This is a genomic window from Mycolicibacterium anyangense, from assembly GCF_010731855.1.
In the GTDB taxonomy this organism is placed as follows: domain Bacteria; phylum Actinomycetota; class Actinomycetes; order Mycobacteriales; family Mycobacteriaceae; genus Mycobacterium; species Mycobacterium anyangense.
On record NZ_AP022620.1, the window covers coordinates 2,287,805 to 2,304,633 of the forward strand.

A 16,829-nucleotide genomic window follows, 5' to 3' on the forward strand; every position below is an offset into this window, starting at 1 on the left:
GACCGGTAAGTTTGGCCGAATTTTTCAGTCCCACTGTCCAAAACCTGGTTTCAGGATCTCGTTCACATCGACCCCGATGCCGGCCACCTTGCGCTTGTCGATCTCGACCTGGTGCAGATGCGCAGCCGGGTGCGTGTAGCCCTGCGGCGAGCCCCAGTTGTGCTGCCAGAACCAGGACCCGATCCCGTCCTGCAGGGCCCAGTCGATCACCTTGGAATTGGCGTAGATGCCGACCCGCTGGTGCCCGAGCACCGACTCCCAGGCCTGCAGATACGGCACGACCTGGTTCTTGTACTGGTCCAGGCTGGGGTCGTCGTCGATCGAGACGTAGATCGGAGCACCGATCGGGCCGCCGGCCGCGGTGTGGAGCTCCCAGCCGCGCTTGGCGTGGCTGATGCCGGCCGCCTGGCCGCCGAGCCAGTCGGCGGTGTCGGCCTTGCCGTACTGGTAGTTCGAGACGATCTTCAGGCCCGCCTGGTAGAGATCACGTGCCTCGGGAAGCTGGATGGGCTTGCCCAGCATCCAGTCCCCACCGGGCCTGCGGTCGGAGACATACCGGATCGCGCCGAGAGCGCCGGAGGCCTTGAGATCCTGGGCGCTGAGAACACCGGCGGCGTAGTCCAGCAGCACGCCGAGCGAGTCGGCCGACGCCGTCGCAGCGGTGCGCGCCGACGCCCACGCTCCCAGGGAGAGCGCGGCCGGGGTTGCGGCGGCCAGCTTCAGCACATCGCGTCGGGACACGGACACGAGCGACACACTAGGGCAGCACGGGACCGGCCACCTCACCCCGCGACAGCCTGTCGCGGATCACGCGCGATATCGGTGGTCGAGCAGCGCCCTCACCGGCGAAAACAGCAATGGGGCTGCGCCGCAACAACGCTATCCGTACTATCCCTGCATGCCATCTGCCTCTCCACAGATCGAGTTGCGTGGGGTCCGGAAGGTATTCGGCGATGTCGTGGCGGTCGAGGGCGCCGACCTGAGCGTCGGCGATGGCGAGCTGTTCGCCATCCTGGGTCCCTCGGGATCGGGCAAGACCACGGTGCTGCGGATGATCGCCGGATTCGAGCAGCCCACCGCCGGCACCGTCCACCTCGGCGGGGCCGATGTCACCACGCTGCCGCCGGCCAAGCGCGACACCAACACCGTCTTCCAGGACTACGCCCTGTTCCCGCACATGACGGTGGCCCAGAACGTCGAGTACGGCCTGAAGGTCAAGGGCGTCGAGAAGGCCCAGCGCCGCGAACGCACCGGCGCCGCATTGGAGATGGTGCGGTTGTCGGGCTTCGGCGACCGCAAGCCCCACCAGCTCTCCGGTGGCCAGCGTCAGCGGGTGGCACTGGCCCGTGCCCTGGTCGGCCGGCCCAAGGTGCTGCTACTCGACGAACCGCTGGGCGCGCTCGACCTCAAACTGCGCGAACAGATGCAAGTGGAACTCAAGGCCATTCAGCGCGAGGTCGGCATCACGTTCGTCATCGTCACCCATGACCAGGACGAGGCGCTGACCCTGTGCGACCGGCTGGCGGTGTTCAACAACGGACGCATCGAGCAGATCGGTGCCGCCCGCGAGGTCTACGAGAATCCGGCCAACCGGTTCGTCGCCGACTTCGTCGGCACCTCCAATGTGTTCACCGGCGACACCGCGGAGTCGCTGCTGGGCAGGGCCGGAACCTACGCCATCCGACCCGAACGCATTCTGCTGCTGGCGCCCGATGACGCGGTTCCGGCCGGAATGCGCAGCGCCCCAGCCGAAGTCGCCGAGGTGGTCTATGCGGGTCCGATCACCCGGGTTGCCGCCGACGCCGCGGGGGCACGCCTGACCGCGACCCTGCTCTCAGCCGAGGCCTCCACCGACATCAATCACGGCGCCCGGGTCGTCCTGGCCTGGCCCGACAGCGCCGTCCGCTCGCTATCCGATCAGCACTGAACAAGGAGTTCGTCATGAAAACCAGCACCCGCCGGATCGGCGTCACCCTGGCCGCCTGCGCCGCTTTGATCGCCGGCTGTTCGAGCTCCACCAACTCCAGCGGCGGTAGTTCGACCGCGCCGCCCAAGATGGAACCGCTTGCTGCACTCGGCAATGGCGAGGGCCAGCTCAACCTGGTCGCCTGGCCGGGGTACGCCGAGGACGGCTCCAACGACCCGAAGGTCGACTGGGTGCATCCGTTCGAGCAGAAGTCCGGCTGCAAGGTCAACGTCAAGGTCGGCAACACCTCCGACGAGATGGTGCAGCTGATGCGCACCGGCCAGTACGACGGCGTGTCCGCGTCCGGCGACGCCACCCTGCGGCTGATCTACGCCGGTGACGTGGCACCGGTCAACACCAAGCTGGTGCCCAACTACGAGACCATCTCGTCGTTCCTCAAGGACAAGCCCTGGAACTCGGTGGGCGGCCAGATGTACGGCATCCCGCACGGCTGGGGCGCCAACCTGCTGATGTACAACACCGACGTCGTCAAGGACGCCCCGGACTCGTGGGGCGCGGTGTTCCCGGGCGGCGACCACAAGGGCAAGCTCACCGCCTACGACTCCCCGATCTACATCGCCGACGCCGCGCTGTACCTGTCGAAGACGAAACCCGAACTGGGCATCAAGAATCCGTACTCGCTGACCGAGGATCAGCTCAACGCCGCGGTGGATCTGCTCAAGGAGCAGCACGCCAACATCGGTGAGTACTGGTCGGACTACACCAAGGAAGTGCAGGCCTTCGAGTCCGGAACCTCGGTGATCGGCACCAGCTGGCAGGTGATCGCCAACATGCTCACATCCGACAACAAGGTCAAGATCGCCACCGTGCTGCCCAAGGAAGGCTCCACCGGCTGGTCAGACACCTGGATGGTGTCGTCGAAGGCCAAGAACCCGACCTGCATGTACAAGTGGATGGACTGGATCACCTCGCCGGAGATCAACGCCCAGGTCGCCGAATACTTCGGGGAGGCGCCCGCGCAGACCAAGGCCTGCGAGTTCACCAGCGACAAGAACTTCTGCGCCACCTACCACGCCACCGACGAGGGCTACGCGGAGAAGATCAGCTACTGGACCACCCCGCAGAAGCAGTGCGTGGACGGCAGCGGTGACAACTGCACGGCCTACAACGAGTGGGTCGACAAGTGGCAGCAGATCAAGGGCTGACCCAGGCGGTGGGCCGGCGGGTCCGACTGGCCTTCCTGCTCGTCCCGCCGCTGGCGTGGCTGATCGTCGCGTACCTGGGTTCACTTGCGGTACTGCTCCTTTCAGCCTTCTGGAGCACCGACACCTTCACCGGCGCGGTGGTGCGCAACTACACCAGTGACAACATCGTGCGGGTACTCACCGACGCGGTGTTCCACACGGCGACGTTGCGCACCATCGGGATCGCGCTGACCGTCACGGTGATCTGCATCCTGCTCGCCGTCCCCCTGGCGCTCTACATGGCCAAGGTGGCCTCGACTCGGGTGCGGCTGGCGTTGGTGGTCGCGGTCACCACACCGCTGTGGGCGAGCTATCTGGTCAAGGCCTACGCCTGGCGCATGCTGCTGTCGCCGGAGGGCCCGCTGCACTGGCTGGCGGGCTACACCCCGGGCTACGGCCTGATCGCCACGACGCTCACGCTGGCCTATCTGTGGTTGCCCTATATGGTGATTCCGGTGTTCGCCGCCTTCGAGCGGGTGCCCGACGCGTTGATCGACGCCAGCTCGGATCTGGGCGCCTCGGATACCACGACACTGCGAACCGTCGTGGCGCCGTTGGTGTTTCCGGGTATCGCAGCGGGGTCGATCTTCACGTTCTCGCTGTCGATGGGCGACTACATTGCGGTCACGATCGTCGGTGGCAAAACCCAGATGCTGGGCAACATCATCTACGGACAACTCGTCACGGCCAACAACCAGCCGCTGGCCGCCGCGCTGTCGCTGATCCCGCTGATCGCGATCGTGCTGTACCTGCTGGCCATGCGGCGTACCGGTGCATTGGAGAACGTCTGATGCTGTCACAGGGCATGCGGCGAATGGTCCGGGGCTGGACCTGGCTGGTCCTGGTATTCCTCTATGCCCCACTGCTTCTGGTGGTGGTCAACGCCTTCAACGCCTCCAAGACCTTCGCCTTCCCGCCGACCGGCTTCACCCTCAGGTGGTGGGCCGACGCCTGGGCCAGCGAAGGTATGTGGCGCGCGCTGGGCAACTCGGTGGTGGTCGGGGCGTGCGCGACGGCGATCGCACTGGTGCTGGGAACGATGGCCGCCTTCGCCGTGCAGCGCTACCGCTTCTTCGGCAGGCAGACCATCAGTTTCCTTGTCGTCCTTCCGATCACGCTGCCGGGCATCGTCACCGGTATCGCGCTCAACGCGACCTTCACCTCGGCACTGGGGGTCACCCTGGGGCTGGCGACGGTGATCATCGGCCACGCCACCTTCTGCATCGTGATCGTGTTCAACAACACCCAGGCACGGCTGCGGCGGCTGGGCACCGGACTGGAGGACGCGTCGTCCGATCTCGGCGCGTCGAGCTGGCAGACATTCCGGTACGTGACGTTCCCGATGATGCGCGGCGCACTGGTGGCCGGTGCGATCCTGGCTTTCGCGCTGAGCTTCGACGAGATCGTGGTGACGACGTTCACCGCGGGCCCGACCGTGCAAACCCTGCCGATCTGGATCTTCGGCAATCTGTTCCGGCCCAATCAGGCACCGGTGATCAACGTCGTCGCGGCCACGCTGACGCTGCTGGCGGTGATCCCGGTATGGCTGGCCCAACGCTTTGGCGGCGACCCGGCCACCACCCGGGTATAGCGGTCAGGACGCCTCGTACTCCGAGAGCAGCGCGGTCATCTGCTGGTCGAACGTGATTTGCAGCCGGTTCAACAGAGCGCGTTTGGTGATGTCCTCGATGCCGTCCGGGGAACCGCTGCGCAACACGGCGACGGTACGCACGGCCAGGTCGTCGATCACCTCACCGGTGGTGTCGAGCACCTCGGTCATCAGCTGCAGGCACTGTTCGGGATCGTCGGCCGCAGACAGCGCGCGGGCGATGTCTGGATCGGTGATCACCACCCTGCCGTCGATGACCCGGCCCAGACCATGCCGCACGGCGCGCTGGGCCGCCGCGCTCACGGCGTCGAGCGTCATCTCGTCGACAGCCGCCCCGGGCTGCACGCCCAGCACCTCCGAGAGGTCCTGCCCCTGCCGGATGCCGTCGAGGAACGTGGCGATGTGCGCGGAGGTGAAACCCTTCGCCAGCAGCTGGTTGATCAGCTCCAGCTGAGCCAGGTGACGGTCGTCGTAGAAGGCATCCCGGCCCTGCCGTCGCGGCGGGTCAAGCAGGCCGCGCTCGCGGTACGCACGAATGTTGCGCGACGTGACTCCTGACACGCGGGCAAGCTCGGCGATTCGATACTCGGTCATGATAGCAAATAAAAGCATCCAGTTGATTGGGCAACATCAAGCGCTATTTCTACCATTTCAGCTGGGCAAACGCCACGCTCACAGCTGTGAATCAGTCATGAAGATTCGATTTCAGCCAATAGACGTGGGGTTTTGCACCCGGGCCGCAGCCCAGGAAGCGGGAATCGATTTGCCCCGGCGCGAGATGATGTGTACCGACGGTGACGAGTGCGTGGGGACAGTGAGAGGCGAGGGTCAGTGCGGGCCTGGATTGTGTGGTCGACCGGGTTGCTGGCCTACGTCGTAGCTGTGCTGGACCGCACGACCATGGGGGTCTCCGGTCTGGATGCCGCCACCCGCTTCTCGGCCAGCCCCGGCGTGCTCTCGACATTCGTGGTGCTGCAGGTGATCGTCTACGCGGCCGCCCAGATCCCGGCGGGCCTGCTGCTGGACCGGTTCGGGTCGAAGGTGATGATCCTGACCGGCGGTGCACTGATGGTGATCGGGCAACTGGCGCTGGCGTTCACCGAGTCGCTGCCGACCGCGATCGCCGCCCGCGCCGTCGTCGGCCTGGGCGACGCGTTCACGTTCATCTCGGTGCTGCGATTGGTGCCCTACTGGTTCGGCCCGCGCCAGATCCCCCTGGTGACCCAGCTGACGGGTATCTCAGGTCAGCTGGGGCAGGTGTTGTCCGCCGTGCCGTTCATGGCTCTGCTGGCCGGGCCGGGATGGACCACCGCGTACGCGTCGGTGGCGGCCCTTGGCGTGATCTCCCTGGTGCTCACCCTACTGCTGATCCACAACGCCCCACCGGGGGTGCAGGTGAGCAGGCAGGAGATCTCGCTGCGCGAGACCCTGGGGAGCGTCAAGACGGTCTGGCTGCGGCCGGGCACCCGGCTGGGCTTTTTCACCCACATGGGCACCCAGTTCTCCGTCACCGTCTTCGCGCTCATGTGGGGTGTCCCCTATTTGACGGTTGCGCAACATCTTTCGCGCAGTGCGGCGGGCACGCTGCTGACCATCTCGGTGGTCTCGGCCATCGTGTCCGGGGTGGTGATCGGCATTCTCACCGGCAGGCATCCGCACCGGCGGTCCCGCATCGTGCTCGGCATCATCGGCAGCAATGCCGCGATCTGGACCGTAGTACTGGCGCTGCCCTCCCCCACCCCGCATTGGCTGCTGGTGGTGCTGATCGTGATCATCTCGGTCGGCGGTCCCGGGTCGATGGTCGGCTTCGACTTCGCCCGCACCTTCAACCCGCAGCCGACCCTGGGCACCGCCCAAGGCGCTGTTAATGTCGGCGGGTTCCTGGCCTCGCTGCTGGTGATGCAGACCATGGGGTGGATCATCGGCGCGGCGGGCGGCTACTCGTTCGAGTCGTTCCGCTTGGCGTGGTGCGTGCAGTACGTGGTCTGGGCGGTGGCCGTGGTCGGCATCCTGGTCACCCGCAAGAAGGCCCGCCGCACCATCGGTGACATCGAGGAGAGCAAGTACCTGCTCGAGTTCTTCAGCGACACCGACCCCGCACCCGCGGCCACCCGCCGCCGCTGATCAGCGGTTGCGAGCGGACTCGCGACGGTTGGCCTTCTCGATCGCCGACACCAGGTCGTCCTTGGTCATCGATGATCGGCCCGGGATGTCGAGCCGGCGCGCCACGTCGAGCAGGTGCTTCTTGCTGGCGTTGGCATTGACGCCCTCGGCGGTCTTGCCCTTGGCATGAGGACCGCCGCTGCGCGCCCGATCATCCGAGGGGCCCTTCTCGTCCTTGGGCTCCCAGTGGTCGCCCACCTTCTCGTAGCTGTGCTTGAGTGCGCTGTAGGCGACCCGATGGGCACGTTCGCCTTCGCCGTACTCCTTGGCGGCCGCATCGTGGGCCTTGGCGAAGGTCCGCTGCGCCTTGGCGTCGGACTTGCGCAATGTGCTGGGCAGTTCGCTCTTCTTGGCGGCACCGCTCTTGGCTGTCTTGGGCATGCTGTCACCTCCGTCGTTTCGGCTACCCGCTGGCCACGAGCCGAAACGCTGCCCGGGTAACACCCGAGCCCCAGGTGCCGATATCCCCGTCAGCCCCGTGCTGCCGAGCAACCGACTCCTCGGCAGCCCGGGCTTCATCTTTTTCCAGGGTTTGATCGGGCGGTACCGGAGGTATCACCTCAACATGGGCCTGGACCTCACGCCGACGGCCGCGCAGCATGATCTGGCGCGGCGCACCCATGAATTCGCCGAGCAGTGCATCCGCCCGGTGGCTGCGGACTACGACCGCAGGCAGGAGTTTCCGTGGCCGGTGCTCGAGGAGGCGGCCGAGCGGGGGTTCTACAGTCCGCTGTTCTACCGCGATCTGATCGGCGATCCGACCGGCCTCTCACTGCCGATGTTCATGGAGGAGTTGTTCTGGGGTTGTGCCGGAATCGGTTTGGCGATCGTCATGCCTGCCCTGGCGCTCGCGGCAATCGGTCAGGCCGCCACGCCCGAGCAGATGCTGACCTGGGCACCGGAATGCTTCGGCTCCCCCGGCGACATCAAACTCGCCGCGCTGGCGATCTCGGAGCCCGAGGGCGGTAGTGACGTCCGAAACCTGCGCACCCGGGCCCGGCGAGACGGGGACGACTGGATCATCGACGGACACAAGATGTGGATCGGCAACGGCGGCATCGCCAACGTGCACGTCGTCAATGCCGTCGTCGACGAAGAACTCGGCCATCGCGGCCAGGCGCTGTTCGTGGTGCCTGGCGGCACCCCGGGTCTGGAACTGGTGCGCAAGCTCGACAAGCTGGGCTGCCGGGCGTCGCACACCGCGGAGCTGAAATTCTCCGGTGTCCGGGTGCCCGGCGCCAACCTGCTCGGCGGTCAGGATCGCCTGGAGCACAAGCTCGCCCGGGCCCGTGAGATCGTGGCCGGCGGGCGGCGATCCGGCTCGGCCACCCTCGGGACGTTCGAGCAGACCCGGCCGATGGTAGCCGCGCAAGCCCTCGGAATTGCCCGCGCCGCACTGGAATACATGACCTCCTACGCCAACCGCCGAGAAGCGTTCGGAGCGCCGATCATCGACAACCAGGGCATCGCGTTCCCGCTGGCGGACCTGGCGACCGGGATCGACGCCGCTCGCCTGCTCACCTGGCGGGCATCATGGATGGCCGCCAACGGGGTGCCCTTCGACCGGGGCGAAGGGTCGATGGCCAAGCTGGCCGCCAGCGAGATCGCGGTGCGCACCACCGAACAGGCGATCCAGACCATGGGAGGCTGGGGCTACATCAGCGACCATCCGGTGGAGAAGTGGTACCGCGACGCCAAGCTATACACGATCTTCGAGGGCACCAGCGAGATTCAGCGGATCGTGATCTCCTCCGCGCTCGGCGCCACCGACGGTGGGCCTCCCCTGCACGTCGACCTCGAACCCAGCGGCGGACCGTTCAACAAGCTGTTCGGCCGGGGCACCCCCGCCCGCACGAAGGTGGCCAACACCGCGCTGGCGGTGCGCGACCGGGTACCCGAACCGGCCATGCGGATGTTCATGAAAGTCCTCACCCCGCCCCGCCGATAAGCCCACCGAACGGGGACTTCCGGCCCTGCCCTGTGCGTCTGCCCGGCGCGACACTGAGGTCAAGGCGAGGAGAAGGTCGGCGATGGCGCAACACTTGACGACGCTGGACGCGGGGTTCCTGCAACTGGAGGACGCCGACGAACACGTCAGCCTCGCCATCGGTGGGGTGGCGATACTCGCAGGGCCCGCACCGGAATTCGCGGCCCTGCGGGATACGATCGGCGCCCGCTGCCTGTCCAACCCGCGCAGTACGCAGGTTCTGCGGACCCGTCCGTTCGACCTCGCCGCACCCGAATGGGTCGACGATCCGACGTTCGATCTCAACCATCACGTCCGCCGGGCCGCGCTGCCGCCGCCGGGCGACGACACCGCACTGCACGCCGAGATCGCCACGATCATGGAACGTCGCCTCGACCGGCACCGCCCGCTGTGGGAGTGCTGGGTGATCGACGGCCTGGCACAGGACCGCTGGGCGCTGCTGATCAAGGTGCATCACGCCCTGGCCGACGGTATCGCGGCGAGCAATCTGCTCACCGGGCTGTGTGACGACACCGGAGTGGCCAGCTTCGCGTCGTCCATAGGGGCGGCACAACATTCGGCGCGACGCACCGCGCCACCGCTGCCGAGTCTCAATCCCGTTGACTGGATCGGCGATTCGATCGCGCTGGGGCGCAGTGTCGGCAAGGTGGCGCTACGCGCGGCCGGGGGTGCAGCGGCGCTGACGGCAGGCCTGCTGCGGCCGGCGTCACGGTCGTCGTTCAACGGCCCGGTCGGTGATCTGCGCCGCTACGGTTCGGCGGCGGTCAGCATCCACGACGTGGAGCGGATCGCCCACACCTTCGGCGTCACCATCAACGACGTGGCACTGGCCGCGGTGGCCGACAGCTACCGCACCGCACTGCTGCGACGCGGCCTGCAACCCCGCGCCGACTCGCTGCGCACACTGGTGCCGGTGTCGGTGCGCGGCTCCGACGCCATGGACGTCTCCGACAACCGGGTCTCACTCATGCTGCCGTTGCTGCCGGTCGACATCACCGACCCGCTCAAGCGGCTGCGGACCGTGCACGAGAGGTTGAGTGCCGCCAAGTCCGGTGGTCAGCGCCAGGCCGGCAGTCTGCTGGTGTGGGCCAGCAACCTGGTTCCGTTCCCAGTGACGGCGTGGACGGTGCGACTGTTGTCGCGGCTGCCGCAGCGCTCCGTCGTCACGGTGGTGACCAACGTGCCTGGCCCTCGCACACCGGTGACCATCATGGGACACCAGGTGGTGCGGTTGCTGCCGATACCACCGATCGCGGCCGGATTCCGCACCGGTATCGCTATTTTCAGCTACGCCGACGAACTGGCATTCGGGCTCCTCGTCGACTTCGACGCCGCCCCGGACATCGACGAACTGGCCCGCGGCATCGAACGCGGGGTGGCCCGGCTGAGTGCGCTGGCCGACACCCGCGGCCGGCGCCGGGGCAAGGGCGGCCTGCGGCTACTGTCCAACGGCTAGTACCGGGCGGGCAGCCGGCCGCCATGGCTGAATCGTGCTGCGCGCCGGTGGATCCGGTGTTCCCGGCCCCGGGTCCGCACCGACTCGCCGGCGGTATGCATGGGTTCGGCGTAGAACACCTTCTTGGTGATCTCCACGAGCACCAGATAACCGACGGTCAACAAGGCCAGAGCACCGAAGAACTGCCACGGCAGCGGGGTGAACCCCAGATCGCGGGACAGCGGCAGGATGGTCAACGCGACACCGACGGCGATCACGCTCACCGTGGTGGCCACCAGCCAACCGCTGGGCTTGCTGCGCAGGAACGGGATTCGGCGGGTGCGGATCGCGAAGATGATCAGCGTCTGGGTGGCCAGCGACTCGACGAACCAACCGGTGCGGAACTCCACCGGCCCGGCGTGCAGCACGCCCAGCATCAGACCGAAGGTCAGGAAGTCGAACAGTGAACTGATGGGCCCGAACGTGAGCATGAACCGCCGGATGAACGCGATGTTCCAGTGCGACGGCGCGTGCAACTGTTCGGGGTCGACCCGGTCGGTGGGGATCGCGAGCTGTGAGGTGTCGTAGAGCAGGTTGTTGAGCAGGATCTGGCTGGGCAGCATCGGCAGGAACGTCAGGACCGCCGAGGCGGCGGCAGCGCTGAACATGTTGCCGAAGTTGCTCGACGTGCCCATCAGGACGTACTTGATGGTGTTGGCGAAGATGCGCCGCCCCTCGGCCACCCCGGTGGCCAGCACGCCGAGATCCTTCTCCAGCAGCACCACGTCGGCGGCATCCTTGGCGACATCGGTGGCGGTGTCCACCGAGATGCCGACGTCGGCGGCGTGCAGTGCCAGTGCGTCGTTGACCCCGTCGCCCAGGAAACCCACCGACCGGCCGGTGCGGCGAAGCACGGTGATCAGCCGGGCCTTCTGTTCCGGGGAGATCCGGGCGAAGACGGTGGCCGATTGGGCGGCGGCCTCGAACTCGGCATCGTCGAGACCATCGAGGTGGGCGCCGGTGACGGTGCCCCGGGAGATCAAACCCAGATCGGCACAGACCTTTTCGGCTACCTGGGGGTTGTCACCCGTGGCGACCTTGAGTTCGATGCCGAGTTCGGCCATCCGCTGCAGCGAATCCCGGGCAGCTTCTTTGGGTTGGTCGGCGAACACGAGGAAGCCGTCGAGCGTCAATTCCGTCTCGTCGGCGGCGGTGATGGCGTCCAATCCCGGGGCGGGGCGGCTGGCCACCGCCACCACTCGGCGCCCGTCGGCGAACAGCCGGTCCAGGGTCCGCTGGGCTGCCGCGGGCAGCGCGACGCAGTGGTCCAGAATCTGCTCCGGAGCGCCCTTGACCACCAGGACCCGCCGGCCGGCGTCGTCGATCAGTGCGGAGGTGGCCCGCCGGGTGTGGTCGAACGGAAGCTCGGCGATACGGTGTACGCCCGCGGTGAGGACGTGACGGCCGGCCTCGGATTCCCACAGCGCGGCGTCCAGCGCATTGGCACTGGTGCCGCCGACGGCCGGGTCGACGTCGGTGGACAGCAAGCCGTACCGCAGCACATCCTGCGCCGGTGTGCCGTCGGCGTCGACGGCCTCGATCAGCGTGATCCGGCCCTCGGTGAGCGTGCCGGTCTTGTCGGTGATGAGGATGTCGATATCGCCGAGATCCTCGATGCAGACCAGCCGCTTGACCAGAACCTTGCAGGCGGCCAGCCGCCGCGAACCGGTGGCCAGGCTGGTGCTGACTACCGCGGGCAGCAGTTGCGGGGTGATACCGACCGCGATCGCCAGTGCGAACAGCACCGAGTCGATCACCGGACGCCGCAGCAGCAGGTTGGTCACCAGGATCAGCACGGTCAGCGTGATCGCCACCTGCAGCAGCAGATACGAGAAGCGGCGCAGGCCGGCCTGGAAATCGGTCTCGGGCTGACGCTCCCCCAGCCCCGCGGCGATCTTGCCGAACTGGGCGTCGGCGCCGGTGGCGTACACCACGGCAGTGGCATCGCCGGCACTGACGACGGTGCCCATGAACGCCAGGTCGGTGGCATCGGCCAAGGCGGCATCCGCAGGCACCGGCTCGACGGATTTCTCCGCGGCGGTCGACTCGCCGGTCAGGATCGACTCGTTGCACTCCAGCCCGTTGACGGCGATGAGTCGGACGTCAGCCGGAACGAGTTCGCCGAGGGTGAGCGCGATGACGTCACCGGGCACCAGATCGTTGACGTCGACCTTGACGTAGTGCCCGTCACGGCGCACCAATGCGGTGTGGTGGACCCGGGAATGCAAGGCGGCACTGGCCCGCTCGGCACGGTACTCGTTGAGGAAGCCCAGGCCGATGCTGACGGCGAGGATGAGGCCGATGATGACGGCCTGGGTGGAGTCACCGAGGAAGAACGACACCACCGCCGAAACCGCGAGCAGGATCAGGACCGCGTTGTTGAGCTGTCTGCGCAGCACAGCCCAGGCGCTGACCTGATGGGTGCGAAGCGAATTCGGCCCATGGCTGGCCAACCGGTCGGCGGCCTGCGCACTGGACAACCCGTCGGCGGACGTCGCCAGCCGGTCCAGCACCTCGGCGACCGGCGACGCGGCAATCGAGGCGGCGGTCGGTGCCGATTGCGCCGCGATCGCGGTCAGGACGACCTCACCGATTCCAGCAGCAGCCTGCGCTCGGCCGCCGCGACATTGCGCCGGGTGCGCAGCGCCACGTCCGGGGTGACCGAGATGGAGGTGATCCCCATCCGGACCAGGTGCTCGGCGAAGTCCGGCCGGCTCGACGGCGCCTGCCCGCACAGCGAGGCGGTGATGCCCAACCGGCGTGCGGTGGTGATGATCTGGCCGATGGCGTCGAGGACTGCGCCGTCGGACTCGTCGTACAACTGGGCGCACAGGTCGGAATCGCGGTCCACCCCGAGCATCAGCTGGGTCAGATCGTTACTGCCGATCGACACCCCGTCGATGCCCATGCCGACGTACTCGGGAAGCCAGTACACCACCGAGGGCACCTCGGCCATCACCCAGCGGTGCAGGCCGCGCTGGCGGCCCAGCGGGCTGGCGTCGACGAGCTCGAGGCACTTCTCGAGCTCCCACTTGGTGCGAACGAAGGGAATCATTAAGTGCAGGTTCGGATTCTGCTCCCGAACCCGGGCCAGCGCCCGGAGTTCGAGGTCGAACAGGTCGGGATTGCTGACGTAGCGGTAGCAGCCCCGGTACCCGATCATCGGGTTGTGCTCCTCGGGCTCGTAGTTCCGCCCGCCCTGCAGGTTGCGGAACTCGTTGGTGCGGAAGTCCGATGCGCGGTAGATGACCGGCCGCGGCGTGAAGGCCGCCGCGATGCGGCCCACGGCCGTGGCCAGCGAGTCGACCAGGCTCTCCTGCTCACCGTGCTCGATGAGATCGCGGGGATGCCGGTTGCGCAACGCGTCTTCCAGGATCAGTTCGGCGCGCAACAGCCCGACACCGTCGACATCGAGTTCGGCGGCCTGCTCGGCCTTGTCGGGCATGGCGACGTTGAGGTAGATCTTGGTCGCGGTCACCTCCACCGCGGGGGCGGCCGTCACCGCCTGTTGGGCGACCGGCGCGGTCTGGGCACCGCCGACCGCCTTGCCGGCCAGCACCCGGCCGTGGGTGCCGTCGACGGTCACCACGGTGCCGTCCTTGAGATCCTTGGTGGCGGTGCGCGCACCGACGATGCAGGGCACGCCGAGTTCACGGGCCACGATGGCGGCGTGGCAGGTCATTCCGCCGGTGTCGGTGACCAGCGCGGCGGCCCGCCGCATGGTGGGCAGCCAGTCCGGGTTGGTCATCTGGGCCACCAGCACCTCACCGTCGCGCAGGCGGGCGCCGTCGGCCACGTCGGCCAAGACGCGAACCACACCGGACGCCTCGCCCGGGACGGCCGGCAGTCCTTGCAACAGCACCTCGTGGGTTTCGGGTACCGGCTTGCCGGCGCGGTGCAGCGTGGTGATCGGGCGGGTCTGCACGATCCAGGTCTTGCCCGCGGCGATAGCCCACTCGGTGTCCTGCGGGCACCCGGCATGGCGCTCGCTGCGCACGGCGATGTCGGCGATCGTGCGCACCTCGTCGTCGTCGAGCACCTGGGACTGCGCCTCGGCCTCGCTGAGATCGACCGTCTGGTCGCTGCCGTCGGCACCGCGAACGATCTTGAACGCCTTGTAACCGATTCGGCGAGAAAGGATTTCGCCATTCTCCTTGGCGACCACGTAGGTGTCGGGCTCGACGGACCCGGACACCACCACCTCACCTTGACCGAAGGCGCCCTCGACGACCACCCGGTCGGTGGCGTCGGTGGTGGGATCGGCGGTGAACGCCACGCCCGAACGTTCCGAGGCAATCATCTGCTGGACCACCACGGCCATCGCCGGGTCGGCGGTGAAGCCCCGGCTGGCGCGGTAGGCGACCACCCGGGCACCGAACAGCGACGCCCAGCACCGCTGCACGGCGTCGATCAGATCATGCTCGCCGGCGATGTTGGTGAACGTCGCGTTCATCCCGGCGAACGACGCGTCGGCACCGTCCTCACCGGTGGCCGACGAGCGCACGGCGACCACCACATCGGGTCCCATGGTCCGGTAGGCCGCCAGGATCTTCTCGCGCACCGCATCGGGCATACCCGCCTTGAGTACCAGCGCCTGCATCTGCTGGCACATCTCGTCGAACCGGGACGGGTCGCCGGCCCGCAGCATCGCCTCGCGGTGGGCGGTGTTCAGGTCATCGGACACCCCGGCGGCCGCCATGGACTCCAGGTAGCTGTCGCGCAGGACGACGAACCCGGGTGGCACCGGCAGCTCAGCGGCCACCATCTCCCCCATGTTCGCGCCCTTGCCACCCGCCTCCTCGGCATCGGACATCCTCAGGCCCGCAATGTCTTCGACGTAACGGCTCGGCATCGGGTTCCTCCAGTGACTCGGACTTCTCTACACAGCCTGACGGCAGATGTCCTGCGCGTCGGCGAGGGCGTCGGCCGGCGGCCGGGTGGTGTCGATGAGGTGGGCGCCGGGCCAGGCGGCGTCGGTCCGCTCGGCCAGCGCGGTCGCGATCTCCGGCGTCACCTGCGAGGTACCCTCCGCCCGGACGCTGATCCGGCGAGTGGCCTCTTCCAGTGTTGTGGTGCAGGCGATTTCGACGAGCCGTGCGGCCGCCTCCCGGGCAACCTGTCGGGCCCGGTCGCGGTGGGCGGGCTGTAGCCAGGTGCCGTCGACAACAACGGTGTGGCCCTCGCAGAGGGCCAGGTGGGCGCGGCGCAGCACGCCGTCGTAGACCGCGTCGACGTTCTCCCGGGTGTACAGGCCCGCGTCGAGGGCGCCCGGCTCGCCGGCCAGTTCCCCACGGCGGACCATCTCGGCGCGCACGTCGTCGGTCGAGACCACCTGGGCACCCAGGCGCTCGGCCAGCGAGCGGGCCAGCGTCGTCTTACCGGTACCCGGACCGCCACCGACCAAGACAAGACGCACCGCCCCGGCTCGCAGGTGCTGGTGGGCGATCTCCAGGTGGCGGCGCGCGTCCGCGGCCGCACCGGGCACTCCCTGGCCGTCCCGCACGCAGTCGACCTTGGCGCGCACCACCGCACGGTAGGCGATGTAGAAGTCGCGCAGCGAGGCCGGGGCGTCGTCATCGGCCACCCGGGCGTAGGTGTCCAGGAAGTGTGCGGCCAGTTCCGGATGGCCCAGGAACTCCAGATCCATCGCCAGGAACGCGGCGTCGTCGATGGCGTCGACGAAGCGCAGCTGATCGTCGAATTCCAAGCAGTCCAACAACTCCGGACCGTCGTCGAGGCAGAAGATGTCATCGGCGAGCAGGTCGGCGTGCCCGTCGACGATGCGTCGTGCGGCGATGCGCCCGGCGAACAGCACCGAGCGCCCGGCGATGAAGTCGACTGCCAGACTGCGGGTTTCAGCGACCATCTGCGGGTCCAGGCCGGCGACGAGTCCACCGGCATACCGGTCGAGTTCGGCCAGGTTCTCCTGCCAGCGGCCGGTGACCGCGTCCACCCGGGCCGCCGCGTCGACCTCGCGACCGCGAGCGGCACCGGCGTGGAAGCGCGCCAGCACCAGCGCCACCGCCGCCAACTCGTCGGTCGCCGGCCGGCCGGTGCGCACCAGCGTGGCCAGCCGGAGATCGTCGGGATGGCGGCGCATGACGATGACCGGCTCCGGTGCGCCGCCGGGCGCGGCGAAGTGAGCAATGCCCAGATAGCTGTTGGGCGCCAGCCTGCTGTTGAGGGCCACCTCGCGGGCGCAGGCGATCTCCCGGCGATCCAGGGTGGAGAAGTCGAGAAAGTCGGTGACGACAGGCTTTTTGACCTTGTAGGCCTTGTCCCCGACGAGGAACACCAAACCGGTGTGGGTCTCGGCGATCTGCGGATGCGGCGAGGCCGACGAGGGTGCAGGTGCGGTGTGCTTCGGCGGTACCGATCCCATGATCACAATCCTTGCCGCCGGC

The 16,829-nt window shown here is 67.8% G+C and carries 13 protein-coding genes; 7 read left to right on the forward strand and 6 right to left on the reverse strand.

Annotated elements, in window-relative coordinates; translation table 11 throughout:
- Positions 1 to 24 precede the first annotated feature (24 nt).
- Positions 25 to 747 carry a DUF1906 domain-containing protein gene (locus tag G6N35_RS10785; RefSeq protein ID WP_163804246.1) on the reverse strand — a complete coding sequence of 241 codons (723 nt, stop codon included), beginning with the start codon at positions 745 to 747 and terminating at the stop codon, positions 25 to 27.
- Between the two features lie 151 nt (positions 748 to 898).
- Here G6N35_RS10785 and G6N35_RS10790 point away from each other — a divergent pair, with 151 nt between their 5' ends.
- The 4 genes from G6N35_RS10790 to G6N35_RS10805 are packed head-to-tail and all read left to right on the forward strand — an operon-like array spanning position 899 to position 4,762.
- Entirely contained in the window at positions 899 to 1,927 is a 1,029-nt protein-coding gene (locus G6N35_RS10790; protein WP_163804247.1) for an ABC transporter ATP-binding protein, read from the forward strand.
- A 14-nt stretch (positions 1,928 to 1,941) separates the two neighbouring features.
- Positions 1,942 to 3,132: an ABC transporter substrate-binding protein gene (locus tag G6N35_RS10795; RefSeq protein WP_163804248.1), complete on the forward strand. Its 1,191-nt coding sequence runs from the start codon at positions 1,942 to 1,944 to the stop codon at positions 3,130 to 3,132.
- A complete protein-coding gene (locus tag G6N35_RS10800; RefSeq protein WP_163804249.1) occupies positions 3,111 to 3,962 on the forward strand; it encodes an ABC transporter permease in 852 nt (283 codons plus the stop codon). Before G6N35_RS10795 ends, G6N35_RS10800 begins: the two co-directional genes overlap by 22 nt.
- Positions 3,962 to 4,762, forward strand: coding sequence for an ABC transporter permease (locus G6N35_RS10805; protein ID WP_163804250.1), 801 nt, complete (start codon positions 3,962 to 3,964; stop codon positions 4,760 to 4,762). The genes G6N35_RS10800 and G6N35_RS10805 overlap by 1 nt, the downstream gene beginning before the upstream one ends.
- Positions 4,763 to 4,765: 3 nt before the next feature.
- Here the strand turns inward: G6N35_RS10805 and G6N35_RS10810 are convergent, their stop codons facing one another.
- Positions 4,766 to 5,374: a MerR family transcriptional regulator gene (locus G6N35_RS10810; protein WP_163804251.1), complete on the reverse strand. Its 609-nt coding sequence runs from the start codon at positions 5,372 to 5,374 to the stop codon at positions 4,766 to 4,768.
- A gap of 237 nt (positions 5,375 to 5,611) precedes the next feature.
- Between G6N35_RS10810 and G6N35_RS10815 the strand changes: the two genes are divergently transcribed.
- Positions 5,612 to 6,904, forward strand: a complete 1,293-nt coding sequence (locus G6N35_RS10815) for an MFS transporter (RefSeq protein WP_163804252.1) — start codon at positions 5,612 to 5,614, stop codon at positions 6,902 to 6,904.
- Here the strand turns inward: G6N35_RS10815 and G6N35_RS10820 are convergent, their stop codons facing one another.
- Complete coding sequence (locus tag G6N35_RS10820) at positions 6,905 to 7,324, reverse strand: ChaB family protein (protein ID WP_163804253.1); 420 nt, start codon at positions 7,322 to 7,324, stop codon at positions 6,905 to 6,907.
- 184 nt (positions 7,325 to 7,508) lie between these two features.
- On the opposite strand from G6N35_RS10820, the gene G6N35_RS10825 reads away from it, so the two are divergent.
- The gene (locus G6N35_RS10825; RefSeq protein ID WP_163807602.1) at positions 7,509 to 8,891 is read left to right on the forward strand and encodes an acyl-CoA dehydrogenase family protein; all 1,383 of its coding nucleotides are present in this window, start codon (positions 7,509 to 7,511) and stop codon (positions 8,889 to 8,891) included.
- An 82-nt stretch (positions 8,892 to 8,973) separates the two neighbouring features.
- Positions 8,974 to 10,386 carry a WS/DGAT/MGAT family O-acyltransferase gene (locus tag G6N35_RS10830; RefSeq protein ID WP_163804254.1) on the forward strand — a complete coding sequence of 471 codons (1,413 nt, stop codon included), beginning with the start codon at positions 8,974 to 8,976 and terminating at the stop codon, positions 10,384 to 10,386.
- Here G6N35_RS10830 and mgtA read toward each other — a convergent pair.
- Genes mgtA through G6N35_RS10845 form a run of 3 tightly spaced genes read right to left on the reverse strand, consistent with a single transcriptional unit; the run spans position 10,383 to position 16,807 of the window.
- Entirely contained in the window at positions 10,383 to 12,995 is a 2,613-nt protein-coding gene (mgtA, locus tag G6N35_RS10835; protein WP_170313169.1) for a magnesium-translocating P-type ATPase, read from the reverse strand. The genes G6N35_RS10830 and mgtA overlap by 4 nt on opposite strands.
- A 5-nt stretch (positions 12,996 to 13,000) precedes the next feature.
- Positions 13,001 to 15,277, reverse strand: coding sequence for a phosphoenolpyruvate synthase (ppsA, locus tag G6N35_RS10840; RefSeq protein WP_163804255.1), 2,277 nt, complete (start codon positions 15,275 to 15,277; stop codon positions 13,001 to 13,003).
- Between the two features lie 27 nt (positions 15,278 to 15,304).
- The gene (locus G6N35_RS10845) at positions 15,305 to 16,807 is read right to left on the reverse strand and encodes a bifunctional aminoglycoside phosphotransferase/ATP-binding protein (protein WP_163804256.1); all 1,503 of its coding nucleotides are present in this window, start codon (positions 16,805 to 16,807) and stop codon (positions 15,305 to 15,307) included.
- Positions 16,808 to 16,829 lie beyond the last annotated feature (22 nt).